The sequence below is a fragment of the Mucilaginibacter sp. genome (genome assembly GCF_965277465.1).
In the GTDB taxonomy this organism is placed as follows: Bacteria; Bacteroidota; Bacteroidia; order Sphingobacteriales; family Sphingobacteriaceae; genus Mucilaginibacter.
Map to the genome: position 1 here is coordinate 1382186 of NZ_CBDICW010000002.1, position 23895 is coordinate 1406080.

26 protein-coding genes are annotated in these 23895 nt (G+C 40.7%); 14 read left to right on the forward strand and 12 right to left on the reverse strand.

Annotated features, from left to right (window positions below):
• Positions 1 to 112: 112 nt before the first annotated feature.
• Together ACQY4U_RS18445 and priA are read left to right on the forward strand one after the other, a co-directional pair.
• Positions 113 to 505, forward strand: a complete 393-nt coding sequence (locus ACQY4U_RS18445) for a DUF423 domain-containing protein (RefSeq protein ID WP_428330928.1) — start codon at positions 113 to 115, stop codon at positions 503 to 505.
• On the forward strand, positions 505 to 2991 hold the full coding sequence (priA, locus tag ACQY4U_RS18450; RefSeq protein WP_428330929.1) for a replication restart helicase PriA: 2487 nt from the start codon (positions 505 to 507) through the stop codon (positions 2989 to 2991). The genes ACQY4U_RS18445 and priA overlap by 1 nt, the downstream gene beginning before the upstream one ends.
• A 4-nt stretch (positions 2992 to 2995) precedes the next feature.
• On the opposite strand, the gene ACQY4U_RS18455 is transcribed toward priA, so the two are convergent.
• Positions 2996 to 3337, reverse strand: coding sequence for a hypothetical protein (locus ACQY4U_RS18455; RefSeq protein ID WP_428330930.1), 342 nt, complete (start codon positions 3335 to 3337; stop codon positions 2996 to 2998).
• A gap of 183 nt (positions 3338 to 3520) precedes the next feature.
• On the opposite strand from ACQY4U_RS18455, the gene ACQY4U_RS18460 reads away from it, so the two are divergent.
• A complete protein-coding gene (locus ACQY4U_RS18460) occupies positions 3521 to 4177 on the forward strand; it encodes a protein-L-isoaspartate(D-aspartate) O-methyltransferase (RefSeq protein WP_428330931.1) in 657 nt (218 codons plus the stop codon).
• Between the two features lie 24 nt (positions 4178 to 4201).
• Here ACQY4U_RS18460 and smpB read toward each other — a convergent pair whose 3' ends face one another.
• The 3 genes from smpB to ACQY4U_RS18475 are packed head-to-tail and all read right to left on the reverse strand — an operon-like array spanning position 4202 to position 7217.
• Positions 4202 to 4651: an SsrA-binding protein SmpB gene (gene smpB, locus ACQY4U_RS18465; RefSeq protein ID WP_428330932.1), complete on the reverse strand. Its 450-nt coding sequence runs from the start codon at positions 4649 to 4651 to the stop codon at positions 4202 to 4204.
• 32 nt (positions 4652 to 4683) lie between these two features.
• Positions 4684 to 6570: an Nramp family divalent metal transporter gene (locus ACQY4U_RS18470; RefSeq protein WP_428330933.1), complete on the reverse strand. Its 1887-nt coding sequence runs from the start codon at positions 6568 to 6570 to the stop codon at positions 4684 to 4686.
• Positions 6567 to 7217: a metal-dependent transcriptional regulator gene (locus tag ACQY4U_RS18475; protein ID WP_428330934.1), complete on the reverse strand. Its 651-nt coding sequence runs from the start codon at positions 7215 to 7217 to the stop codon at positions 6567 to 6569. Before ACQY4U_RS18475 ends, ACQY4U_RS18470 begins: the two co-directional genes overlap by 4 nt.
• Before the next feature lie 128 nt (positions 7218 to 7345).
• Between ACQY4U_RS18475 and ACQY4U_RS18480 the strand changes: the two genes are divergently transcribed.
• Positions 7346 to 7816 carry an Lrp/AsnC family transcriptional regulator gene (locus ACQY4U_RS18480; RefSeq protein WP_067059219.1) on the forward strand — a complete coding sequence of 157 codons (471 nt, stop codon included), beginning with the start codon at positions 7346 to 7348 and terminating at the stop codon, positions 7814 to 7816.
• Between the two features lie 83 nt (positions 7817 to 7899).
• On the opposite strand, the gene ung is transcribed toward ACQY4U_RS18480, so the two are convergent.
• Positions 7900 to 8577 (reverse strand): uracil-DNA glycosylase, encoded by a 678-nt coding sequence (gene ung, locus ACQY4U_RS18485; RefSeq protein WP_428330935.1) that lies wholly within the window; start codon positions 8575 to 8577, stop codon positions 7900 to 7902.
• A gap of 73 nt (positions 8578 to 8650) precedes the next feature.
• On the opposite strand from ung, the gene ACQY4U_RS18490 reads away from it, so the two are divergent.
• Positions 8651 to 9199, forward strand: coding sequence for a DUF2892 domain-containing protein (locus ACQY4U_RS18490; protein ID WP_428330936.1), 549 nt, complete (start codon positions 8651 to 8653; stop codon positions 9197 to 9199).
• Positions 9200 to 9254: 55 nt separating this feature from the next.
• On the opposite strand, the gene ACQY4U_RS18495 is transcribed toward ACQY4U_RS18490, so the two are convergent.
• The gene (locus ACQY4U_RS18495; RefSeq protein WP_428330937.1) at positions 9255 to 9467 is read right to left on the reverse strand and encodes a hypothetical protein; all 213 of its coding nucleotides are present in this window, start codon (positions 9465 to 9467) and stop codon (positions 9255 to 9257) included.
• A gap of 162 nt (positions 9468 to 9629) precedes the next feature.
• Positions 9630 to 11351 (reverse strand): lysine--tRNA ligase, encoded by a 1722-nt coding sequence (gene lysS, locus ACQY4U_RS18500; RefSeq protein ID WP_428330938.1) that lies wholly within the window; start codon positions 11349 to 11351, stop codon positions 9630 to 9632.
• 121 nt (positions 11352 to 11472) lie between these two features.
• On the opposite strand from lysS, the gene ACQY4U_RS18505 reads away from it, so the two are divergent.
• Positions 11473 to 12156, forward strand: a complete 684-nt coding sequence (locus ACQY4U_RS18505; protein ID WP_428330939.1) for an HAD family hydrolase — start codon at positions 11473 to 11475, stop codon at positions 12154 to 12156.
• Positions 12157 to 12244: 88 nt separating this feature from the next.
• On the forward strand, positions 12245 to 12982 hold the full coding sequence (locus ACQY4U_RS18510) for an SDR family NAD(P)-dependent oxidoreductase (protein ID WP_428330940.1): 738 nt from the start codon (positions 12245 to 12247) through the stop codon (positions 12980 to 12982).
• A gap of 162 nt (positions 12983 to 13144) precedes the next feature.
• Here ACQY4U_RS18510 and ACQY4U_RS18515 read toward each other — a convergent pair whose 3' ends face one another.
• Positions 13145 to 15058 carry an AMP-dependent synthetase/ligase gene (locus ACQY4U_RS18515; RefSeq protein ID WP_428330941.1) on the reverse strand — a complete coding sequence of 638 codons (1914 nt, stop codon included), beginning with the start codon at positions 15056 to 15058 and terminating at the stop codon, positions 13145 to 13147.
• Positions 15059 to 15391: 333 nt separating this feature from the next.
• Here ACQY4U_RS18515 and ACQY4U_RS18520 point away from each other — a divergent pair, with 333 nt between their 5' ends.
• Positions 15392 to 16123, forward strand: coding sequence for a nuclear transport factor 2 family protein (locus ACQY4U_RS18520; RefSeq protein ID WP_428330942.1), 732 nt, complete (start codon positions 15392 to 15394; stop codon positions 16121 to 16123).
• Between the two features lie 54 nt (positions 16124 to 16177).
• On the opposite strand, the gene ACQY4U_RS18525 is transcribed toward ACQY4U_RS18520, so the two are convergent.
• From ACQY4U_RS18525 to ACQY4U_RS18535, 3 genes are all read right to left on the reverse strand, one after another.
• On the reverse strand, positions 16178 to 16504 hold the full coding sequence (locus ACQY4U_RS18525) for a HesB/IscA family protein (RefSeq protein WP_428330943.1): 327 nt from the start codon (positions 16502 to 16504) through the stop codon (positions 16178 to 16180).
• Between the two features lie 71 nt (positions 16505 to 16575).
• The gene (gene iscU / locus ACQY4U_RS18530) at positions 16576 to 16989 is read right to left on the reverse strand and encodes a Fe-S cluster assembly scaffold IscU (RefSeq protein WP_428330944.1); all 414 of its coding nucleotides are present in this window, start codon (positions 16987 to 16989) and stop codon (positions 16576 to 16578) included.
• Positions 16990 to 17096: 107 nt separating this feature from the next.
• Positions 17097 to 18308: an IscS subfamily cysteine desulfurase gene (locus ACQY4U_RS18535; protein WP_428330945.1), complete on the reverse strand. Its 1212-nt coding sequence runs from the start codon at positions 18306 to 18308 to the stop codon at positions 17097 to 17099.
• Between the two features lie 101 nt (positions 18309 to 18409).
• Between ACQY4U_RS18535 and mce the strand changes: the two genes are divergently transcribed.
• Positions 18410 to 18826 (forward strand): methylmalonyl-CoA epimerase, encoded by a 417-nt coding sequence (mce, locus tag ACQY4U_RS18540; RefSeq protein ID WP_428330946.1) that lies wholly within the window; start codon positions 18410 to 18412, stop codon positions 18824 to 18826.
• 3 nt (positions 18827 to 18829) lie between these two features.
• On the opposite strand, the gene ACQY4U_RS18545 is transcribed toward mce, so the two are convergent.
• Positions 18830 to 19936, reverse strand: coding sequence for an NHL repeat-containing protein (locus ACQY4U_RS18545; RefSeq protein ID WP_428330947.1), 1107 nt, complete (start codon positions 19934 to 19936; stop codon positions 18830 to 18832).
• Between the two features lie 196 nt (positions 19937 to 20132).
• On the opposite strand from ACQY4U_RS18545, the gene ACQY4U_RS18550 reads away from it, so the two are divergent.
• From ACQY4U_RS18550 to prmA, 5 genes are all read left to right on the forward strand, one after another.
• On the forward strand, positions 20133 to 20381 hold the full coding sequence (locus ACQY4U_RS18550) for a type B 50S ribosomal protein L31 (protein ID WP_428330948.1): 249 nt from the start codon (positions 20133 to 20135) through the stop codon (positions 20379 to 20381).
• Between the two features lie 68 nt (positions 20382 to 20449).
• Complete coding sequence (locus ACQY4U_RS18555; protein WP_428330949.1) at positions 20450 to 21634, forward strand: GlmU family protein; 1185 nt, start codon at positions 20450 to 20452, stop codon at positions 21632 to 21634.
• Positions 21635 to 21689: 55 nt separating this feature from the next.
• Positions 21690 to 22457: a triose-phosphate isomerase gene (gene tpiA, locus ACQY4U_RS18560; RefSeq protein ID WP_428330950.1), complete on the forward strand. Its 768-nt coding sequence runs from the start codon at positions 21690 to 21692 to the stop codon at positions 22455 to 22457.
• A gap of 69 nt (positions 22458 to 22526) precedes the next feature.
• Entirely contained in the window at positions 22527 to 22949 is a 423-nt protein-coding gene (locus ACQY4U_RS18565; RefSeq protein WP_428330951.1) for a hypothetical protein, read from the forward strand.
• A gap of 18 nt (positions 22950 to 22967) precedes the next feature.
• The gene (gene prmA, locus ACQY4U_RS18570) at positions 22968 to 23804 is read left to right on the forward strand and encodes a 50S ribosomal protein L11 methyltransferase (protein WP_428330952.1); all 837 of its coding nucleotides are present in this window, start codon (positions 22968 to 22970) and stop codon (positions 23802 to 23804) included.
• Positions 23805 to 23895 lie beyond the last annotated feature (91 nt).

A 23895-nucleotide genomic window follows, 5' to 3' on the forward strand; every position in this document is an offset into this window, starting at 1 on the left:
TTATTAAATCAATAAAGTTAATTTGATTTGTTTATGCATGGCCGTTATTTGATGCAGTGGCGGCATAATCAACCTCTCACTAAAATTGGCTAACTTAGCTGTTTATAATTTGATGAAAAGAAAAATAATTATCACTGCCGCTGTTTTTGGTGCGCTGGCAGTTATTGCAGGGGCCTTTGGGGCGCATGGTTTAGAAGGTAAGCTTACTCCAAAAAGTTTTGAAGTTTGGCATACTGCTGTACAATACCAGTTTTATCATGTATTTGCTTTGCTGTTTTTATCTACTTTAACCAGGTACAAAACAGGTCTTGTTAAAAATTGCTATAACCTGTTTACATTGGGTGTAATATTATTTTCAGGGTCATTATACCTGCTTGCATTTTCGCAGATGTTTAACTGGCAGGTAATGAATTTTATTGGCCCGGTCACCCCGTTAGGAGGTTTACTGCTGATAGGCGGCTGGGTAACATTGGGTATTGCAGCTTTGACCAATAAATTTGTTTAATGTTAGAATTTGCCGAAGCACATTATACCGGGCGCGAAACACTTTTTGTTGAAGTGATTTTACCCCTGGCTATCTCCAAAAACTACACTTACCGTGTTCCGTTCGAGAAGAACGACGCGGTACTGGTTGGCAAAAGGGTAGTGGTGCAATTTGGTAAAAGTAAACTGTACACAGCTATTATTGCCTCAATAGGTAAGCTTGCCCCCGAAAAATACCAGGCCAAATATATTATTGAAGTACTTGACGATCGTGCGGTGGTTACCCATGAGCAGCTGCAATTTTGGAACTGGCTTGCCGAATATTACATGTGTAATGTTGGCGAAATAATGAATGCAGCACTGCCGTCGGCATTAAAATTAGCCAGCGAAACACGTATTACGCTCAACAAGGATTTTGAATTTGACCGTACATCCTTGCACGATAAAGAGTTTTTAATTGTTGATGCGCTTGATATTCAGCCCGAGCTAACGGTAAGTGATATAGCCAAGCTGTTAGGACAAAAAACAGTGATGCCTATCCTGAAGCTGCTGTTCGAAAAAAATATAATCCATATTTCCGAAGAAGTGAGTGAGCGGTATAAGCCGCGTACGCGCAGTTTTATCACCCTTAACCCGGTATATAATAACCCGGATAGCCTGCGCGAACTTTTTGGCATCCTTGAAAAACGCGCACCTAAACAGGCCGATGCGGTGCTGGCTTATATAAAATTGTCTCGTACACAAAAAAGCATTTCGAAAACTGAACTGATTGAAGAAAGCGGGGCAGGTGCATCAAGCATTAAATCCCTGGAAGAAAAAGAGATTTTTATTACCGAGGAACGGAATGTTAGCCGCCTTTTTTATGAAGATGATGAGATATACAGCAGCTTTGAATTAAGTGAGCAGCAACAACGCTCGCTTGAGCAGATAAGCGAAGAATTTAAGCAAAAAGATGTAGTGCTTTTGCACGGGGTTACCTCATCAGGCAAAACGCAGATCTACATCAGGCTGATTGAGGAAATGATTGCTACCGGCAGGCAGGTGCTTTACTTGTTGCCCGAAATTGCACTTACAACCCATATAATTGAGCGGCTGCGGGTTTATTTCGGTGCCAGTATTGGTATTTATCACTCAAAGTTTAATGATAACGAACGGGTTGAGGTATGGCAAAAAGTGCTCAATAACGAATACAAGGTTGTATTGGGCGCGCGGTCATCTGTTTTTTTGCCGTTTAATGATTTAGGTTTGATCATTGTGGATGAAGAGCACGAAACATCGTACAAACAATTTGACCCTGCACCACGGTACAATGCCCGCGATGCTGCGATATTTTTAACCAATATGCACCAGGGCAAAGTATTGTTGGGCTCTGCCACGCCATCGTTTGAAAGCTATTATAATGCACGCATCCATAAATATGGTTTGGTTGAGCTGACCGAACGGTATGGCGGTGTAAAGATGCCTGAAATTGAGGTAGTGAGTATTGCCGAAGAAACGAAGAAGAAAACCATCCAGTCGCACTTTACCAGTGTGCTGATGGGGAATATAAACCAGGCCCTTGAAAAAAAGGAGCAGGTTATTTTGTTTCAGAACCGCAGAGGATATGCACCGGTGCTTATCTGCAAAATATGTGCTTACACCCCCAAATGTATCAATTGCGATGTTACTTTAACATATCATAAAAGCAGCGGTAAGCTGCATTGCCATTACTGTGGCTATAAAGAGGATGCACCGCAAATTTGCCCGGCCTGTGGCTCAACCCATTTGGAGTACAAAGGCTTTGGTACGGAAAAGGTTGAAGATGAACTGAGCCTGATTTTGCCGGCTGCCAGGATTGCCCGCATGGATCTGGATACTACCAGGTCGCGCAATTCATTGCAAACCATACTGAATAACCTGGAAGAAAAGAAGATTGATATTTTGGTAGGTACACAAATGGTTGCCAAGGGGCTCGATTTTTCGGATGTTACCGTTATCGGTATTATTAACGCCGATAGCCTGCTTAAATTTCCGGATTACAGGGCTAATGAGCGCAGCTACCAGATGCTTGCACAGGTTAGCGGGAGGGCAGGCAGGCGCGGCAAACAAGGTAAGGTAGTGATACAAACATACGACCCAGCCCACCGCGTTATAAAACAGGTAATTGAAAACAATTATAACGAGCTGTATTTTACCGAGATGGAAGAGCGTAAAGGCTTTAAATATCCCCCATTTTACCGCATCATCAACTTAGCCATTAAGCATAAGGATCCCGAAATGGTTTATAACCAATCCATCTATTTAGCCACAGAGTTGAAAAAGCATTTTGGCGACAGGGTAATTGGCCCTGAATTTCCATTGATCAGCAGGATAAGAAATTACTACATCCGCTCCATCATGCTGAAATTTGAAAAGGACGGTATCTCCATCAATAAAGCAAAAACCATCATTCGCGATGTAATTACGCAGTTTCAAACCACCAAATTAAGTAAGGGCAGCATTGTACAGCCCGATGTGGATCCTTATTAATAGCTCAGTCGTTTTGTATGGTAATCAGCTGGATCTGGTAATATCCCGCGGTTGGCAAAAGCCCGCACTGAAACTTTGTGTTCAAACTTTTGTAACTGATCAGTACTTTTAAATTATCGGTTTGATAATTAACGGGCAGGTTGATTGGGCTGTAAACACTATCCGTACTGTTTATTTTAATAACCCAGCCACAACCGTCAGCCGCAGGCGACCCTTGATTTAATACAGTAGCTTCAATGCCATTTTTTATACTTTTTGTATTATCTTTTTTGCAGGATGATATAATTATAGCAGGCACCAATAAAATGCTTATCAGCAGGATGAGTAATATTTTGCTTTGTTTCATAAATGGTTTTAATAGTAATACGACTTTAATGGCCCATACGCTACAGTAAACATCGTGTTTAACGTTTGTTTTTTTAATGTTAAAAAGAAATGAGCAAGATAATCAGGTATATGTGCAAAGCTATTAATCAGTACAGCTTTGTCAATGCTCAAAATCCTAAAATCGTGTTAACTTTGTGTTGTAATGAACTACAATTTCAATGATCACTATCGCGAACAGGGCGCGCGTAAAATACTGGTTGAAGAGCTAAGAAAAAAAGGAATTGATGACGAAAGGGTTTTATCGGCCATTGGTAAAGTGCCGCGTCATTTCTTTTTTCACCAAAACTTCTGGAACCAGGCTTACAAGGATATTGCTTTCCCGATAGGTGAAGATCAAACTATTTCACAACCTTATACCGTTGCTTATCAAAGTCACCTTTTAAATATAAAAAAGGGCGATAAGGTATTGGAAATAGGTACAGGCAGCGGTTACCAAACCTGTATATTAATGGAATTGGGCGCTAAAGTTTATACCATAGAACGGCAGGAGAAGCTATACAAGCAAACCATACAGGTGTTACCACACATTGGTTATAAGCCTCATTTCTTTTTAGGCGATGGCTCGATGGGGATTGCTAAGCACGCCCCTTACGATAAAATTATAGTAACAGCCGGGGCACCTACCGTGCCAGATGTATTATTGAAGCAGCTAAAAATTGGCGGAATATTAGTGATCCCGGTAGGAAACGAACAATCGCAAAAAATGGTAACCATACTAAAAGTTGCCGAACACGACTACGAGAAAATTGTATTGGATACCTTTAGGTTTGTACCCTTAGTAGGCGATAAGGCCTGGTAAACTATACTGATATAAACTATCAGGCTATTGTTTCATAGCCCTGTCCATTTCAATTTTACTATCGCGCTCTTTCATGGTATCGCGTTTATCAAAGGTCTTTTTACCCTGTGCTAAACCAATTTCTAATTTGGCAAAACCGCGCTCGCTGATAAAAAGTGCAAGCGGTACAATGGTTAAGCCTTTTTCTTCACCACGGGTTTGTAGTTTTTTTAGCTCTTTTTTGTTAAGCAGCAGGATCCGGTCGCGTTTGGCTTCGTGGTTATAGAACGATCCGAAGCTGTACTCGGCTATATGCAGGTTGCGTACGTAAAGCTGTTCGTTTATAAAAGTGCAAAAAGCATCGTTGATATTAGCCTTTCCTTCGCGTATTGATTTGATCTCGGTACCCAGCAGTTTTATCCCGGCAATATATTTGTCAAGTATGTGGTATTCAAAATAAGCTTTCTTGTTCTTTATATATATATCCTGGTTCATCACGGCCTCATTTGCTGCAAATATGCAAATTATTATTTTGTTTGTGGTTTTACAACCAGCACCGGTATATTCACCATGTGCCTTACCGAGTTAACTGTTGTGCCAAAAATAAGATCTTTTAAAGCCTTGTGCCCATGCGATCCCATCACCACAAAATCAATTTTTTCGCTGTTGATTATTTTAGCTATGGAGCTTGCTGCGCTGCCGAACCCAATATGTGCACGGGCTTTATAGCCTAATTCAGTCAGCGTGTTGACATAAGTATCTAAGTTGTCTGAGTCACTTTGTGTTTCATGGTCCATCACTTCGGTGCCATAATAACGGGCGCCTGCCGTTTCAACAACATGTATTAAAGTATAAACGGCATGTTTACCGCCCTGCATTATCGCATTGCGGATACATTCGGTATCGTTTTTTGAAAAATCAATAGTGATAGCTATATTTTTATAGGCAACAGGCGTTAAATCCTCAATTTTTGAAGCCAGGCCATGCGGTACCTGTGCAGGCATATCATAATGTTTAAACAATAAGGGCCTTAAAAACACATAAATAAGCAATATGGCTATGGCAACTATTAACGGAGTAGCAACCCCATAGATCCATATTGCAGCGGATGGATATTGCGTTCCCCAATCGCTCAATTGCTGGTAAACCAGTTTGGCATTTAAGCCTACAATTAAAACAGCACTTGCCCACGCCAGTATTTTTACCTTTAGGCTGATGGCGAAATCCCCCATCCGTTTGCGGCTTGATGTAAAATGTATAAGCGGGATCACAGCAAAACCTAACTGCAAACTCAATACCACCTGGCTTAAAATAATCAGGCTGCCCAGTCCTGTTTCGCCAAAATAAATAATGGTGAACACGGCGGGCACAATGGCCAGCACCCTGGTAAGTAAGCGGCGCAGCCAGGGTTCAATACGCAGGTTAATGTGCCCTTCCATAATAATTTGCCCGGCAAGCGTACCCGTAATGGTTGAGCTTTGGCCCGATGCGATCAAGGCAATAGCAAAAAGGGTAGGCGCAACCTTACCAAAAATATGCTCAAGCAGTTTATAGGCATCCTGTATCTCGGCTACCTGGAAGTAGCCATTTTTAAAAAAAGCAGTTGCGGCTAATATCAATATGGCTGCATTTACCACAAAGGCAAGGTTAAGTGCAATAACAGTATCAAACAGGTTGAATTTTATGGCTGCTTTGATGCCTTTATCATTGCGGCTTATTTGCCGGGTTTGTACTAATGATGAGTGTAAGTACAGGTTATGCGGCATTACCGTAGCGCCAATTATACCAATTGCAAGGTAGAGGGCATTCCCCGTTAAATTAGTGGGGATAAATCCCTTTGCAACTCCCGCAACATCGGGCCCAACAATAAACATCTCAATTAAAAATGACAAGCCTACAATAAATATCATGGCCATAATAAAGGCTTCCAGCTTGCGCATGCCTTTGTTCATTAAAAAGAGCATTAATACGGTATCAGTTATGGTAAGTGATACACCCCATATAAGCGGCAGGTGGAACAATAGCTGTAAACCAATGGCCATCCCAATAATCTCGGCCAGGTCACAGGCTATAATGGCTATCTGGGCCAATATATACAGCCAGAAATTCACAAAACGCGGATATGCATTTTTTGAGGCCTGTGCTAAATCAAGACCGCGCACTATGCCTAACCTTGCACTTAAAGATTGCAGTAACAGGGCAATTAAATTGGAAGCAAACAATATCCAGATCAGCTTATAGCCAAAAGCGCTGCCTCCGGCAATATCTGTAGCCCAGTTGCCCGGGTCCATATAACCTACGCTAACCAAATATGCGGGCCCTATAAAGGCTAATATTCTGCGCCAGCCAGTTTTATTCTCAGTGTTTATTGAGCTGTGTACGTTTGCAAGTGATTGGTCTGGAGTTTTGCTCATATCGTAATCAAAAGGTTATTTGCCACTTCGCGGCTAATTTGTACAGTTTTATTTTCCATCTGCAATATCATGGAGTGGTCAAACTCTATAATATCAGTTACTATTATTTTTTTACCGATCATTAGTTCCTGTTTTTCCAGGTACTGCAAAAACGGGGTTGAATGATCCCTGACACCACAGATCACGCCGCTCTCATTAACCGTAATTGCCGAGATCGGTTTTAAATCGTGTTTTTTAAAAAGGCCGTTGCTATCAGGTATCGGATCGCCATGCGGATCGTGTTTTGGAAAACCCATAAACTCATCCAGCCGGTTAATCAGCTCGTTCGATGAGATATGCTCCATCTCCTCGGCCATTTCATGCACTTGGTCCCACTTAAAATTCAACTTCTCCACCAAAAAATATTCCCATAAGCGGTGCTTGCGGATAATATTAATGGCAATTTTTTCGCCCGGTGCTGTTAGGCTAACGCCCTGGTAGGGAGTGTAGTTGATCAGCTCTTTATCTGCCAGTTTTTTAAGCATATCAGTTACCGATGATGCCTTGGTATTTAACAGGGACGCAAGCTGGTTTGTGCTCACGTTTTCGGCATTGAGCGATAGGTGATAGATTGATTTTAAGTAGTTTTCTTCGGCTAATGTATTCATTTATACAAATCTAATAATAAATTTAGACTTATCTAAATAATAATTAACAAAGAATTTATTTTTGTTAAAGCTCTTTTTTAAAAAATTTTATTTTGTGAATTAACTAAAACCTTATATTTGCCTGTATCATGGCTGCCGAATTAGACAAAATAGACCTACAAATACTTAAAATTTTACAGGAGAACGGAAGGATAACCAACCTTCAGCTTTCTAACGAAATAGGGCTTTCGCCTGCACCTACATTAGAGCGTGTGCGCAAGCTTGAAAATGCCGAATACATCAAGAGCTATCACGCTCTTGTTGACGAAGAAAAGCTTGGATTAGGTATAAAAACCTTCATCCAGATCTCGCTTGATTTTCATCAAAAAAACACCATTCAAACTTTTTTGGATGAGATCCAGAATATAAAAGAAGTTACCGAGTGCCATCACGTTACGGGCCAGTGTGATTTTTTACTGAAAGTTTACGTGCGCGATATTAAATCGTACGAGCAATTGATTATGGAGAAGATAAGCCGCATTACGGTAGTTAAAACCTTCCAAACTATGATGATCATGTCAACCAGTAAAAAAGAACCTATTGTACCGTTGGAGTATTAATTGATAACCCTTAACCATAAAATATAAAATGCTTGCTTTTTGATAAAAGCAAGCATTTATTTTTAGTTCAAAATTGTAAATGGTTAATGTATCTGCCAGTCAATCGGCTGCTTTCCTTCTTTTTCAAGGATAGCATTTGTTTTTGAGAATGGCTTCGACCCAAAAAATCCCCTGTCCGCCGAAAATGGCGAGGGGTGGGGTGATTTTATAATGTGGTGCTTTCTGGCATCTATCAGTTCGCTTTTGGCTTGTGCAAAAGCGCCCCAAAGTATAAATACAATTCCAGTTTTCTCTTCGGATATTTTTATGATCACGGCATCGGTAAAATTTTCCCAACCCTTTTTTTGATGCGATCCGGGCATCCCGGCTTTAACCGTAAGGCTTGCATTAAGCAGCAGCACACCTTGTTTGGCCCATTCGGTAAGGTCGCCATGATTGGGTGGGGTAAAACTCGGTATATCGGTTTGCAGTTCTTTGTATATATTTCTAAGCGATGGCGGAATGGTAATACCTTTTTGCACCGAAAACGAAAGGCCATGCGCCTGATTTTCTCCATGATAAGGGTCTTGCCCAAGTATTACCACTTCAAGCTTATCAAATGGTGTAGTATTAAATGCGTTAAAAATATCGCTGTTTTTTGGATAGATCTTAGCACCTGATTGCTTCTCGGTCTTCAAAAATTCGCGCAGGGCTACCATGTAGGGTTTATCAAATTCGCTACCTAAAACCCTTAGCCATGACGGCTCAATATCAATTGCCATAAATATTTATTAAGATGTTGATTAAGCGTACAAATAAACGGATATTTGTATGCTAATTTATAGTATTACAGAAATGTCAAATATAGTAAGGTTAATTATTGCTTGTGTTGTTTTAGGTGCCGCAGTTGCACTATGCGCATTCGGTTTTTGGGGATGGGGCATATTGGTATTGTTTTTAGGTGGCTTTGTATTGTTAAGCTATTTCTTTAATGAAAACATGATTATTGCCCAATGGTTTTTACGTAAAGAAAATTCAGAAAAATCTGAAGAGTGGTTGTTAAAGATCACCGATTATGAAAAACAACTGAACAAAAGCCAGTGGGGTTATTATAATTTATTAATAGGATTGATAGAATCGCGTAAATCGCCTCTAAAATCAGAAAAATATTTCAAAAAGGCGCTTGCCTTGGGTATGAAAATGTCGCACAATACAGCATTGGCTAAATTGAGCCTTGCGGGTATATCAATGGCAAAGCGTAACAAACGCGAAGCACAAATGTACTTGCAGGAAGCAGCTAAAGAAGATACAAACAAATTACTTGCCGATCAGATCAAGATGATGAAAACGCAGATGGCTCAAATGGATAAGCAGGTAGTTCAACGCGGATACAGGCAGTTTTAAGAATATAATATTACACAAGGTAATAGCTAAAGGCTTCCCGAATTTCGGGAAGCCTTTATTTTTCCTCTATCGAGCCATAATAATCAGGCTCCGAAGAATTGTTCTGGTTTGGATAAAAATGCCTGTCATTAATAAATGAGGTATCCTCTGTTGGGTTTGCAACCTCAACCATTTTCAACAGGCTTCTTATAAAAGACAAATTGAAATTGCTTCTGTTCAGTTTTATCAGGTATTCGCTTTCGGTAATTTCTAAGATAGAATTAGTCATAACTTTAGTTATAAGTGTTTATTGCAATAATAAACATCGTAATCAATACTAAAGTTTCATTTACTTTATGCTTTTATTAATGAATTGTTAATAAATAGCACATTTTGAGGGAATTAATTTATTTAGGCACGAACTGAAACGCCGTGCCTAAATAAAAAAGGATTATTCAAACCAGGCCATTACCACTTCTTTAACAGGCATGGTAATATCTAATTTTAGTTTTTTACGCATTCCGCCTAAGTCGTTAAATACTTTGTTGGGGTTTGCTGCTTTAAGTTCTTTAACCGTATTAAAGCCCATTTTGTTAAGTACCGGCACCCATTCGGCAGGTACACCAATATTTATAAACTCATCGGCCGTAATCACATTTGCTTTTTTCTCCGGGCGCATCTGCGGGAAAAATAGTACTTCCTGTATGGTGCTTTGATTGGTCATCAGCATAACCAAACGGTCAATACCTATACCTAAGCCCGATGTTGGCGGCATGCCATATTCTAACGATCGTAAAAAGTCATCATCCATAGCCATAGCTTCATCATCACCGCGTCCGGCTAATATCAGCTGTTCTTCCAAACGTTCCCGCTGATCTATCGGGTCATTAAGTTCAGAGTATGCGTTGGCAATTTCTTTTCCGTTCACAAATAATTCAAAACGCTCAACCAGGCCTTCCTTGGTACGGTGCTTTTTGGCAAGCGGTGTCATTTCAATAGGGTAGTCGGTTATATAAGTCGGCTGTATAAGGTTGGCTTCTACTTTAGCGCCAAATATCTCATCAATCAGTTTGCCTTTACCCATAGTAGGGTTAACCTCAATGCCCAGTTCCTTACAAGTTTCGCGTAAGCCGGCTTCGTCCATTGCAGATACATCAATGCCTGTATATTTCAGGATAGAATCATACATGGATAGCTTTACGTATGGCCCTGCAAAGTTGATCTCATTGGCACCCACCTGTACAACCGGGATGCCATGAACAGCTCTTGTAACAGTTTCAAGGCACTCCTCAACCATGGCCATCATCCAGATATAATCTTTATAGGCCACATATATTTCCATGCTGGTAAATTCTGGGTTGTGGGTACGGTCCATGCCCTCGTTACGGAACATTTTACCAAACTCATAAACGCCATCAAAACCGGCAACAATTAATCGTTTTAAATATAACTCATTGGCTATGCGCAAAAATAGCGGCATATCCAGGGTGTTATGATGCGTACCGAAGGGGCGTGCAGCTGCACCGCCATGCACGGGCTGCAGTATGGGCGTTTCAACCTCAAGCCAACCCTGCTTATTAAAGTAATCGCGCATGCTGCTGATCACTTTTGAGCGCTTCATAAAAATCTGCTTAAACTCCGGGTTAACGGTAAGGTCAACATAGCGCTGGCGGTAACGCATTTCGGGGTCGGTAAAGGCATCGTAGGTATTTCCTTCATCATCGCGTCTAACCACGGGCAGTGGTTTTAATGATTTTGAAAGCACTGTTAATTCCTGTACATGTACCGAGATCTCGCCGGTTTGGGTTAAAAAAACATAACCTTTAATACCCACGTAGTCACCTAAATCTAAAAGTTTTTTAAATACGGTGTTGTAAAGTGTTTTGTCTTCGCCGGGGCAAATATCATCACGCTTTAAATAAACCTGTATACGGCCTGTAGAGTCCTGTATTTCGGCAAATGATGCACTGCCCATAATACGGCGGGTCATGATGCGGCCGGCAATAGTAACCTCCTTATATTTATCAGGCTGTTGTTCAAAATTGTCGGTAATATCCTGCGCAAAGGCGGTAACCTTATATTCTTCGGCCGGATAAGGGTTAATACCTAAAGCACGCAGTTGCTGTAATGATTCGCGGCGTAAAATTTCCTGTTCGGATAGGGCAATACTCATATTTTTATTAAAGGTGCAAAAATACGTTTTTGAGGCGAAAGCAAAAAGGTTTTAAGTGATGAAGATTGCACTACTTTTCAAAAATGCCTGATCTTAAAAATCAGAATAATATATTTGAATAATGGACTTGAAAGTTATTGCGTTTGATGCCGATGATACCCTTTGGGTTAATGAGCCCTATTTTAGGCAAACAGAAGAACAGTTTTATACGTTACTGAGTGGGTTTTCATCGCAACATGAACTGGAGCGCGACCTGCTGAAGATTGAAATAGATAACCTGGCGCTGTATGGCTACGGCATAAAGGGTTTTATATTATCAATGATTGAAACTGCCCTGCACGTAACCGATAACAAAATAAGCGTTGAAGCGGTTGACCAGATAATGCAGTTGGGTAAGCAAATGCTTAACCAGCCAATTGAACTGCTGGATGGGGTTGAGGATGTGTTAAAGGCATTAAAGGGCAAATACCGTTTAGTGGTTGCCACAAAGGGAGATCTGCTTGACCAGGAGCGGAAACTAAAGAAATCAGGATTGGGGCATTACTTTCACCATATTGAGATCATGTCTGAAAAGGACGATGCCAATTATCAGAAGCTGATAAGGCACCTGGACATACAGCCCAAAGAACTGATGATGGTTGGTAATTCGCTTAAAAGTGATATACTGCCGGTGCTTAAAATAGGAGGTTATGGCGTACATGTGCCTTACCATATTACCTGGGCACATGAGCAGATAGAACATACCATTGAAGATGAAAAGTTTAAAAGTGTGGAGCGGATAATTGAGATCCTTGAATTTTTATAGAAAGTGAATGCGCTTTTTAATACCCTGCCTGCATACTACACAAGTGTATCTACCAAAATACCTATATAATAAATTTTAATTGAGAACTATGAAAACAGTATTGATTACGGGCGCAAATAAAAGCATAGGCTTTGAAACTGCGCGCCAGCTTATAACAAAAGGATACCATGTTTATTTGGGTACCCGCAGCCTGGCTAACGGCAGGCAGGCCATTACAAAATTACATGAGTATGGATTAGAAAATGTTGAAGCCATAGAAATTGACATCAGCAAACCTGAATCCATTAAAGCGGCACGATTAGCTTTAGGCGAAAAAATTACCTCCTTAGATGTTTTGATCAATAATGCGGGCATAAGCGGTGGCTTTCCGCAAGTTGCTTCAACCATTGATGTTGATGTGATAAGAGACGTATTTGATACCAACTATTTTGGTACCATAAACGTAACCCAAACGTTTCTTGATCTGCTGAAACATTCTGCAGAGCCCAGGATAGTTAATGTTACATCAGGCCTGGCGTCCCTTACCTTGCACAGCGATCCATCATGGATGTATTATGATGTTAAAAGCGCGGCTTATGGCCCTTCAAAAACTGCGCTGAATGCTTACACCGTTGTATTGGCTCACGAACTATTGAATACCCCGTTCAAGGTAAACGCGGTAGACCCGGGCTATACCAGCACTGATTTTAACCATCACCGCGGGCCAGGTACGGTTAACGATGCCGCGGCAATAATAGTTAAGTACGCCACTTTAAATAGTGACGGGCCTACAGGTAAGTTTTTTAGTAATGATATTAAGGATGATAGCAAGGAAAGCCCCTGGTAGTAATCAAAAAGTTTACACGGCGTAATCTCCGTGTTTCTTTATACTTTTCTTAGTGTTCTTTGCGGTTAATTTTACCACAAAGAACACTAAGATTAATATACAAAGTGCATAAAATAAGCTGTTTACTAAAATGTATTTTTGATATAACAGCCTTAATAAATATTATTCCGCATCTGCTTCCTGTAAATACATTTCATCAATTGCAACGGCATATTTCTTTTCAATTACCTTTCGTTTGGCTTTCATGGTTGGGGTAATTTCGCCATCATCCATGCTGAATGGATTGCGTTTTATTTTAAAGCTTTTTATCCGCTCAAATTTAGCTAACTCATTGGATAGCCGTTTAATATCCTGAGCTATCCAGTCTACTATCTCCTGGTCGTCAATAAAAGCATCAGCCTTTTCAAAGTACTCATCGCTCAGGTTAAATGTTTCCTGCAGGGTTTCCCTGGCGGGTACTATAATTGCGGTAATATATTCGCGTTTATCTCCCACTAAAAATAATTGCTCAATTTTAGGGCTTTTTAAATAGGTGTTTTCAACCGGGGTGGGATAGATGTTTTTACCATAGGCGTTTACCAGCATATTTTTTAGCCTGTCGGTAATTTGCAGGTTGCCCCTGTAAAAACGGCCAATATCGCCGGTATGGAACCAGCCATCGGCATCAATAACCGAAGCTGTTTCTTCGGGTTTGTTCCAATAGCCCTTCATTACGCAATGCCCGCGTACTATGATCTCACCTTCTTCCGATTGGTAGCTATCCTTAATACTTTCGTGCGTTTGTATGGTATAAATGTGCTGCGTATCTACATTCTGTATAGCTACTTCAATGCCGGGTATAATACGGCCCACGGTGCCATAAATTACCCTGTCAACCTCGGTTACCGCCATTACAGGCGATGTTTCCGTCAGCCCGAAGCCTTCTAAAACCTTCACCCCAAGATCGCCAAAAAACTCGCCGATGTTTTTGGGTAAAGCACCACCGCCCGAGAGCATGATTTTTAAACGGCCGCCTGTACGCTCTTTTATTTTACTGAACACTAACTTCTCGGCCAGCTTATGCTGGTTGGCTAATATAATGCCTGGCTTTTTGCCCGCTTCTTTAACCTCGCGGTATTCCTTGCCCATTTTTAACGACCATAAAAAAATCTTCGACTTAATGCCGCCGGCACTGGTACCGTTTTTCATGGCCTTATCATGTATGCGCTCTAACAGCCGGGGTACACAGTTCATAACCGTAGGCCGTACCTCGCCCATGTTTTTTGCTAAAAGATCAAGGCTTTGTGCAAAGGCTATTTTACTGCCGGTAAACAGGCAGATATGATAAGTAGCCGTACGCTCAAAAACATGCGAAAGCGGCAGGAAAGACAAGAACACATCATTGCTATCAATAATGGTTATCTGCAGTAAACAAACCCTTGCATTTTCGGTAAGGTTATAGTGCGTAAGCATCACACCTTTTGGCGTACCCGTTGTGCCCGATGTATAAATAAGGCACGACAGATCAGAAGGTAAAATAGCTTCACGGGCGCTGTTAATGGCTTGTGCGTACTTGTTTACCAGGGTACGGCCTTCGTCAATTACCTTTTTAAGGCTAAATACCCCGGCATTTAAATTTAGTTTATCGGTATGTTTTTCAAAATCATCAAATGCTGGGATAATGCGGATCAACGCCGGGCAATTGTTGGCTACCTTAAGCACCTTGCGCAATAAGAATGGATTGCCAGCTAAAATGGTTTTGGCTTCAGAATCATTCAGTATATATTCAATCTCGGCTTCTGTAAGAGTAGGGTATATGGAGGTATTTATTGCGCCTATTTGCTGTAAAGCCTGGTCGTAATAAACATAATCCGGACCGTTCTCAATAATTAAGGCAAGGCGGTCACCCTTTTTTATGCCGATCTCCAGGAACCAGGCAGATATGGCATCTATCTTTTCAAGTGCTTGTTTATAGCTTATTTCAACCCAAACCTCACCAACTTTATGCGTCATAAAAGTATGGGTATCCGGATGAATATTTTTTACAATATTGCGGATAAGGCCTGGTATTGTAGATTGCTGGGCTGCCGTGTTCATTTAAATTAAAATCGGTTTATATTAGAACAAAGCTAATTTAATTTTTAAAAAAGTAGCTTTCAATTATTGTGATTTATTTGATTACAACTGGCGTGTTTAATTAAAATGTATTTGTCTATATTTAACACATAATTACTTTCACCACATATCAAACAAGGATTGTTAAAAATCCGTCCTGATCGAAAAGGATATATCCATTTGCCCAATAATCCGGCAGGTGCGATTGCTAATATCTCTGTTTTCTGATAAAATCAACATCAATTATTAAATACATTTAATCAGGTAATGCTTTTGCGTATATAAATATGCGCTGCATTTTCAATAATAAAATCAATGGAAACAAAATCCAACAAAACTATAGTGCTCGAATGTTACCGCAAAATAATCCGCGATATGGATCTATCAGTGGTAAATGATTATGTACACGAAGATTATATACAACACAGCCCTACCATAAAAGACGGTCGCGCCGGATTGGTTGAAATGTTAACCATTATGAAATCGCTGCCAAAACCGGCAGAAAAATCGCCATCGCCTATCGTCAGGGTTATTGCGGAGGGTGATTTTGTAGCCATACACCTTGATGTTAAATTTATGGGTAAACAACTGGCTGTAGTTGATTTAATGCGCCTAAAAGATGGTAAACTGGCCGAGCATTGGGATGCCGGACAGTTATATGAAATTACGGACAGCCCCATAACCATAATTAATGGCAGTACCGTTATTGAAGACTCTGTTAATGCCGAGAGGGGTAAAGCGCTGGTGCGGAAGTTTTATGATAAAGTGCTCAATGGGGATAGGTCAAGCCACCACGATTATTTTACAGATGTTTTTATTGAGCATAGCCAGGTAAACGGCTTATTGAATACCCAGGGCTACAACATTGAGATAAAAAGAATTATGGCCGAAGGCAATTTTGTGGTTGCCCATTGCGAATACGCAGGCATAGATACAGTTGCGGCCTGTTTTGATATTTTTAAATTGGAGGATAATAAAATTGCCGAACACTGGAACGTTTGGCAGCTTGTGCCCGAGGTAATGGCACACGGAAACGGAATGTTTTAAAACAAAATAGCCCCGGTTTACCGGGGCTATTTTAATATATTGTAAAGGGTTGCTTTATACAGAGAAACTTTCTCCGCAACCGCAGGTACGGCTTGCATTAGGGTTATGAAAGTTGAAGCCTTTGCCATTTAAGCCATCAGAAAAATCAAGCTCAGTACCGGCAAGGTATAGGAACGATTTCATATCCAAAGCTAAACGCACGCCCTGGTCTTCAAAAAACTGGTCGCCCTTTTTCATTTCATTATCAAAGTCCAGATTGTATGATAAGCCTGAGCATCCACCTCCCTGAACAGACACGCGCAGGAAGTAAGAAGCATCAAGCCCCGAATCCTTTATCAGGTGTTCTATCTTATTTTTTGCTTTATCAGTTACAGTTACCATTGTATTAAATCATAAGTCCGGAGTATTAAGTGTAAACCCATAACAGGACGCAACTTATTACTCACTGGAATTTAGTGATGAACTTTTTCGCTTTCAATTGGCGCCATACCGTTTTTTACACGGTAATCATTAATTGCAGCTTTAATAGCATCTTCTGCTAAAACCGAACAGTGAATTTTTACCGGTGGAAGCGCTAATTCTTCAACAATATCCATGTTGTCAATCTTCATGGCATCGTCAATGCTTTTACCTTTAAGCCACTCTGTAGCTAAAGATGATGATGCAATAGCCGAACCACAGCCAAATGTTTTGAATTTAGCATCGGTGATAATGTTGTTATCATCAACCTGTATTTGCAGGCGCATAACGTCGCCGCATTCAGGGGCACCAACCAAACCTGTGCCTACTTTGTGGTTACTTTTATCCAAAGTGCCAACATTGCGGGGGTTGGTATAATGATCGATTACTTTTTCTGAATATGCCATTTTTTTGTTTTTTGTATTTTTATTAATGGGTTTGACATTAAATATCCAACCTGTTGTTTTATTGTTTTACAAAGCTGAAGCCAGCAAGCCGCTTTCAGTAATGAAATTTAGTGTTCTGCCCACTCAATTGAGTCAAGGTCAATACCTTCTTTAAACATTTCCCACAGTGGTGAAAGTTCGCGCAGATGGGTAACCGCTTTTTTAGTTACTTCAACTGCATAATCAACTTCTTCGTCTGTAGTAAATCTGCCTAAACCGAAACGGATTGATGAATGTGCCAGATCGTCTGACAAACCTAAGCTTTTCAATACGTACGATGGTTCTAAAGAAGCCGATGTACAAGCTGAGCCTGACGATACAGCAAGATCTTTCATCGCCATCATTAAGCCTTCGCCTTCAACATATTTGAAAGAGATATTAGCCACATGTGGTAAGCGGTGATCAACGTTTCCGTTTACATAGCTTTCTTCAAGCACGGTTAATTCAGCTTGTAACCTGTCGCGCATTGCCGATAAACGTTTAGCTTCGCTTTCCATTTCTAAACCGCATAGTTCACAGGCTTTACCTAAACCTACAATACCAGGTACGTTTAGCGTTCCTGAACGCATACCACGTTCGTGACCGCCACCGTCCATCTGGGCAGTAACCTTAACTCTTGGTCCTTTACGGCGTACATATAATGCACCAACACCTTTAGGGCCATACATTTTATGTGCCGATAAAGCTAAAAGGTCAATACCATCAGCATTAACATCAACAGGTATTTTACCTACAGCCTGTACAGCATCGGTCATAAATAAAGCGCCGTATTTGTGCGCTATTGCTGATATTTCTTTAACCGGTTGTATAACACCTATCTCGTTGTTACCATACATAACCGAAACTAAAATAGTTTCGTTGGTCATAGCTGCTTCTAAAACTCCAAGGTCAACTAAACCATCTTCTTTAACAGGCAGGTAAGTTACTTTGCCACCAAGTTTTTCAACGTGTTTGCAGGCATCTAATACCGCTTTGTGTTCAGTAACGGTGGTAATGATGTGATTGCCTTTTTCTTTGTACATTTCAAATACACCTTTAATAGCCAGGTTATCTGATTCTGTTGCACCTGATGTAAAGATGATCTCCTTATCGCTGGCACCAATTAATTTGGCCACCTGCTCACGTGCATAGTCAACACCTTCTTCAGCTGCCCATCCAAAAGGGTGGTTACGGCTTGCGGCATTGCCAAATTTTTCATTAAAATAAGGCAACATGGCTTCAAGTACCCTTGGGTCCATCGGCGTTGTAGCATTATTATCTAAATATATCGGAAGGTTCATACTCAAAAAATTAACAATACAAAGATATATAAAGTTTATTTAAAATCATTCAAAACAAGCCGAAACTAACTGTAAGCAGCATTTATTTACAATATTTGGACATGAACAAGATAGAGCATATTGGGATAGCAGTAAGCAACCTGGAAGCTGCGATAAATAACTATGAAAAACTATTGAATACCCCGGTTTATAAAACGGAAGAAATAGTGTCTGAAAGTGTTAAAACGGCATTTTTACAATGCGGCCCAAATAAAGTGGAGCTTTTAGAGGCCACAGCAGCCGACAGTGCAATAGCTAAATTTATTGATAAAAAAGGCGATGGGATACACCATATAGCCTTTGAGGTTGTTGATATTATTGCAGAAATGCAAAGGCTGAAAAATGAAGGATTTGTGCTGTTGAATGATGCCCCTAAATTAGGTGCAGACAATAAGCTGGTATGTTTTGTTCATCCCAAAACTGCAAATGGCGTTTTGATTGAACTGTGCCAAAGCATCGGCACAAATCCTTCTGAGTAAATGTCATGGTTTTAATTTTCTTATCAGGTGGTTGTTATGGTCGGCTACGTAGGCTGTATTTAGCTTGTCTACAGCCACAGCGGTTGGGCCGCTGTAAGTAGAAAGGGACAGCGCTCCGTTTATATCACCACTGGCACCACTGCCTGCAAATGTGGTTACAACGCCGGCAGGCGAAATTTTTCTTATCTGGTTATTGGTATAATCAGCAACATACAGGTTTCCCTCAACATCAAAATTTAAACCCTGCGGGTTGTTAAAAGTTGCGGCTGTTCCGGTTCCGTTGGTGGCACCTGCCGTTCCTGATCCTGCAAAAGTACTAACCACACCATCCGGCGTTATTTTCCTGATCATGTTGTTAAATGAATCTGCAACGTAAACATTGCCGGTGGCATCCACAGCAACACTTGTAGGGGCATAAAAGCTTGCCGCAGTACCTGTGCCATTTTGCGAGCCGCTTGCGCCGCTTCCGGCAAGGGTTGATACCACACCGGCAGGCGTTATTTTACGGATCAGGTTATTACCCTGGTCGGCTACATAAACATTTCCGCTTCCGTCAACTGCAATGCCCGATGCATCATAAAAACTCGCTCCCGAGCCCGGGCCATTGGCTGAGCCTACCTGTCCGCTACCGGCAAGGGTGGATACTACGCCACCAGCTGTAATTTTCCTGATCAAATTATTGCCCTCATCGGCAACGTATAAATTGCCGCTTGCATCAATGGCAATGGCGTAAGGGTAACTAAAAGTTGCAGCGGTGCCTGTGCCGTTGGCCCTGCCTTTGGCTACGGTGCCGGCAAGGGTGGTTACCACGCCTGTCGGGCTGATCATCCTGATCATGTTATTACCTGCATCGGCAACATACACGTTTAAGGAGGCATCAACAGCTATGCCCGATGGAAAATAAAAAGTAGCTGAAGTATCCGAGCCGTTTTTTGAGCCTGTAGCTGAGCCACCGCCGCCACCGCCGGCTAAAGTTGTTACTGAGCCCGAATAATTAGCGGGTGTGCCGCCGGTGTTAACATCGCTCTTTTTTGAACAGGCCGTAAAATTCAGTAAGGCAAATACCGAAAACAGGGTAATAGCATTTAGATGAGTAAAATTTTTCTTCATAATAATTGGTATCGCAATTTTAAGCTTTTTTGGTATATTATAACGTAGCAAACGTAAATAATTGTGTTTGCTATAAATAAAAACAGGCCTTTGTTACAGGTAGTTATTGGTAAAATGCAAATTGGTTGAAATTATGTTTTTAGTTTAGAATATATATACTATATTTGCGCCTCTTTTAGGAAGAAAGTTAATACAAATGAAAAAAGACCTGCATCCATCAAACTATAGATTAGTTGTTTTTAAAGATATGTCAAACGACTATTCTTTTATAACTAAATCATGCATCGATACCCGTGAATCAGTTAAGTGGGAAGATGGCAACGAATATCCGTTGATTAAATTAGAAATTTCTCATACTTCGCACCCATTCTATACCGGTAAAATGAAACTGGTTGATACTGCCGGACGTATTGATAAATTCCGTACTCGTTACAACAAAAAGTAATTTTCTTGTTTCGATAAAATATTTACAGGTCTCCCGGTACATCGGGGGACTTTTTTTATTTTTGCACTATGGCAATTATCCTTTTTGACGATAACGCACATTTTACTCTTCGTCCTTTAACGTTTACCCGCCCGGTTGCCGATCTGCGTATCGGTATATTTACTATAGCCGAAAAATGGAGCAAGCAATTAAATCAGCCTGTTTCTTTTCATACACAAGCCTGGCTGCAGGGTAAATTCCCTATTGCTATACAAGCCAGCAATTTATTTGTTAATGGCTCTGTTTGCCCCGATGAGTTTTTGATTGAAGCTATTGATAACCTGCAACCCGGCGATGCCTTAAAATACGATGGCCAACTATTGGCAGTTAAACTAAACGAAGCTGAAGCGGTTACTTTTAACCCTGATGCTGAATTTGGTAAAACTATTGAGCACCAGCATACTCCGGTAATTGTCCGTTTCCCCGAAGATATATTCAGGAAGAATGATATTGAGCTCCGCAAGGATTTTAATTTTATAACCAAAGGCCGCAGTAGTGCAGCTATCAGTTCAACCAATACCATTATCGGTAATGACTTTTTTGCCGAGGAAGGTGCGGTTGCAGAGTGTTCAACATTTAATACCACAAACGGCCCTATCTACCTGGCTAATAACACCGAGGTTTGGGAAGGCACGCATATCCGCGGTGCATTTGCCATCTGCGAACATTCGCAGGTTAAAATGGGTGCAAAAATTTATGGTGCTACAACGGTTGGCCCATACTCAAGGGTTGGTGGTGAGCTTAATAACGCTGTTATATGGGGATACTCATCAAAAGGGCATGAAGGTTACCTGGGTAATGCCGTATTGGGCGAATGGTGCAACATAGGTGCCGACTCCAATAACTCAAACCTGAAAAATAATTACGAAGATGTGAAGCTATGGGATTATACCTCGCAGCGTTTCCGTAAAACGGGGTTGCAATTTTGCGGATTAATAATGGCCGACCATGCCAAATGTGCTATTAACACTATGTTTAATACCGGTACGGTAGTAGGGGTTAGCGCCAATGTATTTGGTGCAGGCTTTCCGCGTAACTTTGTGCCCGATTTTGCATGGGGTGGTTCGCAGGGGTTTGAGGTTTATTCTGTTAAAAAGATGTTTGAAACCGCAGGCAAAGTATTTGCCCGTCGTGATCACCGTGTTTTTGATGAAAACGAACAGGATATATTAAAGGCCGTATTTGAATTAACAAGCGAGTTCAGAAGATTTTGAGTAAGCTGTTGATCAATTTGATCTGACTAAAACTAATCAACTAAATAATAAGAACATGAGAAAAAAAATTGTTGCCGGAAACTGGAAAATGAACCTTGACTATAATGAGGGTTTAAGTTTGTTTTCTGAAATGATCAACATGATCAGGGATGAAGTAACCGGCAAACAGGAAGCTGTTGTATGCAGCCCTTTTATTCACCTGCACAGCTTGGTGCAATTGTCAAAAGGTTATGATAAAGTATCAGTAGGTGCACAAAATGCATACCAGGCCGAATCGGGTGCTTACACCGGCGAGATCTCTGCAAAAATGATCAAATCGGTAGGTGCTGAATATGTGATCCTTGGCCATTCAGAGCGTCGCCAGTATTTTGGCGAAACCAATGATCTGCTTGCTAAAAAAACGGATGTAGCTTTAAAAAATGATCTGAAACCAATTTTTTGTATTGGCGAAACTTTACAGGAACGCGAAGCTAACCAGCACTTTGGTATCATAAAAAGCCAGTTACAAGAAGGTGTTTTTCATTTAGAAGAAGATCAGTTTGTGAAGTTAGTAATTGCTTATGAGCCGGTTTGGGCCATAGGTACAGGCGTTACAGCATCTTCAGACCAGGCGCAGGAGATCCATGCGTTTATCCGCATTGAAATTGCCGCTAAATACGGGCAGGAAGTTGCAAACAATACCACCATTTTATACGGTGGCAGCTGTAACCCTAAAAATGCACCTGAACTTTTTGCGCAGCCAGATATTGATGGCGGCCTGATAGGTGGTGCTTCCTTAAAATCGCGCGATTTTGTGGATATTGTAAAAGTATTTAATCAATAAAGATCAGGTTGGTTAACGATTGGGAATGATTATTGTCAACCAAAGCATGTTAACCTTCCATCTGTAAAAATGAAAAAGCTATTAAAAGTTCTAATACCTCCTTTTATTGGCTTTTTCATTTTTTTTGCCCTGATATGGCTTAATCCGGCCTACCAGACATTAAGGACAGATGAGATGGGTGAGGGAACCTTACGAAGCTTTATGGCTTTTTATAAGTACTTTTTGCCCTTGTTGTTTGTTATTGGCCTGTTTACTCAATTACTGGTTATTGTGCCGGTATGGGATTATTTAATTGTAAAGCCCTGGCCATATAAGGTAAATGCCATAGTTGACCTGGGTTTTGTTTGCCTGTTATTTGCAGCAGCAATAAGCTATACCATTTGGGATATGGCCGACGGCAGTCATCATTTTATCACACTGCTGGTGTATATGCTGGCTGCCCAGTTAATATACTGGTTTATTAACCTGCTTGCCTTACTTTTAATAGAGTGAGTGCTCAAATTTGAATACATGAATTATTACGAATTACTTTTTACTACCATAACTACCGAAGATTATCAGCAGGACCTTTTGATTAACGCTCTGGGCGAAATCGGCTTTGATACTTTTGAGGAGCTTGATCTTGGATTTAAGGCTTATATCCCTGCCACTGATTTTGACCAGCAGAAATTAGATGAGCAATTATTCCTTTACAAGGACATGTTCACTTTTAGTTATGATGTAACACTCATCCCACAAAAAAACTGGAACGAGGTATGGGAAAGTAATTTTGAGCCTATTGAGATACTGGATAAGATATTTGTAAGGGCAACTTTTCATGAGCCTAAGCCTGCGTTCCCTTACGAAATTGTGATAGATCCAAAAATGGCTTTTGGTACCGGGCATCATCAAACCACTTCAATGATGCTGGAGTATGCATTAGAGACAGAGTTTGAAGGTAAAAAAGTACTGGATATGGGTTGCGGCACCGGGATATTAGCCATAATGGCTGCAAAGCTCAATGCGGCTACCGTAACTGCTATTGATTATGATCCTGTTTGTTACGATAGCACAATTGAAAATGCACAGTTAAACCATATTGATAACATCATCGCCCTGTGCGGATCAAAGGAGGCTATTCCTAATGAGCAATACGATGTTATTTTAGCTAACATCAACCGCAATATTCTTATTGACCAAATGGAGCACTACAGAGAGGTTTTAATAAACGATGGTGAAATTTATTTCAGCGGTTTTTATGAAACACCCGATCTGGATATTATCACCACCGAGGCTGCTAAGTACGGGCTAAAGTATATCAGCCATAAAAAAAATAAAGACTGGGTTGCCGCTAAATTTGTAAAGTAGCCTAACCTGTTTAGGTTTTATCAATTTTTCTTCGGATTTATCTTTTCATCAGTTATTGAGTGTTTGTCTTTACAATAAACTCTCATTAAAT

Bases quoted from the DNA above. Each gene is read 5' to 3' on its own strand.
- ACQY4U_RS18445 (WP_428330928.1), top strand. From the start codon at position 113: ATGAAAAGAAAAATAATTATCACTGCCGCTGTTTTTGGTGCGCTGGCA.
- priA (WP_428330929.1), top strand. From the start codon at position 505: ATGTTAGAATTTGCCGAAGCACATTATACCGGGCGCGAAACACTTTTT.
- ACQY4U_RS18455 (WP_428330930.1), bottom strand. From the start codon at position 3,337: ATGAAACAAAGCAAAATATTACTCATCCTGCTGATAAGCATTTTATTG.
- ACQY4U_RS18460 (WP_428330931.1), top strand. From the start codon at position 3,521: ATGAACTACAATTTCAATGATCACTATCGCGAACAGGGCGCGCGTAAA.
- smpB (WP_428330932.1), bottom strand. From the start codon at position 4,651: ATGAACCAGGATATATATATAAAGAACAAGAAAGCTTATTTTGAATAC.
- ACQY4U_RS18470 (WP_428330933.1), bottom strand. From the start codon at position 6,570: ATGAGCAAAACTCCAGACCAATCACTTGCAAACGTACACAGCTCAATA.
- ACQY4U_RS18475 (WP_428330934.1), bottom strand. From the start codon at position 7,217: ATGAATACATTAGCCGAAGAAAACTACTTAAAATCAATCTATCACCTA.
- ACQY4U_RS18480 (WP_067059219.1), top strand. From the start codon at position 7,346: ATGGCTGCCGAATTAGACAAAATAGACCTACAAATACTTAAAATTTTA.
- ung (WP_428330935.1), bottom strand. From the start codon at position 8,577: ATGGCAATTGATATTGAGCCGTCATGGCTAAGGGTTTTAGGTAGCGAA.
- ACQY4U_RS18490 (WP_428330936.1), top strand. From the start codon at position 8,651: ATGTCAAATATAGTAAGGTTAATTATTGCTTGTGTTGTTTTAGGTGCC.
- ACQY4U_RS18495 (WP_428330937.1), bottom strand. From the start codon at position 9,467: ATGACTAATTCTATCTTAGAAATTACCGAAAGCGAATACCTGATAAAA.
- lysS (WP_428330938.1), bottom strand. From the start codon at position 11,351: ATGAGTATTGCCCTATCCGAACAGGAAATTTTACGCCGCGAATCATTA.
- ACQY4U_RS18505 (WP_428330939.1), top strand. From the start codon at position 11,473: ATGGACTTGAAAGTTATTGCGTTTGATGCCGATGATACCCTTTGGGTT.
- ACQY4U_RS18510 (WP_428330940.1), top strand. From the start codon at position 12,245: ATGAAAACAGTATTGATTACGGGCGCAAATAAAAGCATAGGCTTTGAA.
- ACQY4U_RS18515 (WP_428330941.1), bottom strand. From the start codon at position 15,058: ATGAACACGGCAGCCCAGCAATCTACAATACCAGGCCTTATCCGCAAT.
- ACQY4U_RS18520 (WP_428330942.1), top strand. From the start codon at position 15,392: ATGGAAACAAAATCCAACAAAACTATAGTGCTCGAATGTTACCGCAAA.
- ACQY4U_RS18525 (WP_428330943.1), bottom strand. From the start codon at position 16,504: ATGGTAACTGTAACTGATAAAGCAAAAAATAAGATAGAACACCTGATA.
- iscU (WP_428330944.1), bottom strand. From the start codon at position 16,989: ATGGCATATTCAGAAAAAGTAATCGATCATTATACCAACCCCCGCAAT.
- ACQY4U_RS18535 (WP_428330945.1), bottom strand. From the start codon at position 18,308: ATGAACCTTCCGATATATTTAGATAATAATGCTACAACGCCGATGGAC.
- mce (WP_428330946.1), top strand. From the start codon at position 18,410: ATGAACAAGATAGAGCATATTGGGATAGCAGTAAGCAACCTGGAAGCT.
- ACQY4U_RS18545 (WP_428330947.1), bottom strand. From the start codon at position 19,936: ATGAAGAAAAATTTTACTCATCTAAATGCTATTACCCTGTTTTCGGTA.
- ACQY4U_RS18550 (WP_428330948.1), top strand. From the start codon at position 20,133: ATGAAAAAAGACCTGCATCCATCAAACTATAGATTAGTTGTTTTTAAA.
- ACQY4U_RS18555 (WP_428330949.1), top strand. From the start codon at position 20,450: ATGGCAATTATCCTTTTTGACGATAACGCACATTTTACTCTTCGTCCT.
- tpiA (WP_428330950.1), top strand. From the start codon at position 21,690: ATGAGAAAAAAAATTGTTGCCGGAAACTGGAAAATGAACCTTGACTAT.
- ACQY4U_RS18565 (WP_428330951.1), top strand. From the start codon at position 22,527: ATGAAAAAGCTATTAAAAGTTCTAATACCTCCTTTTATTGGCTTTTTC.
- prmA (WP_428330952.1), top strand. From the start codon at position 22,968: ATGAATTATTACGAATTACTTTTTACTACCATAACTACCGAAGATTAT.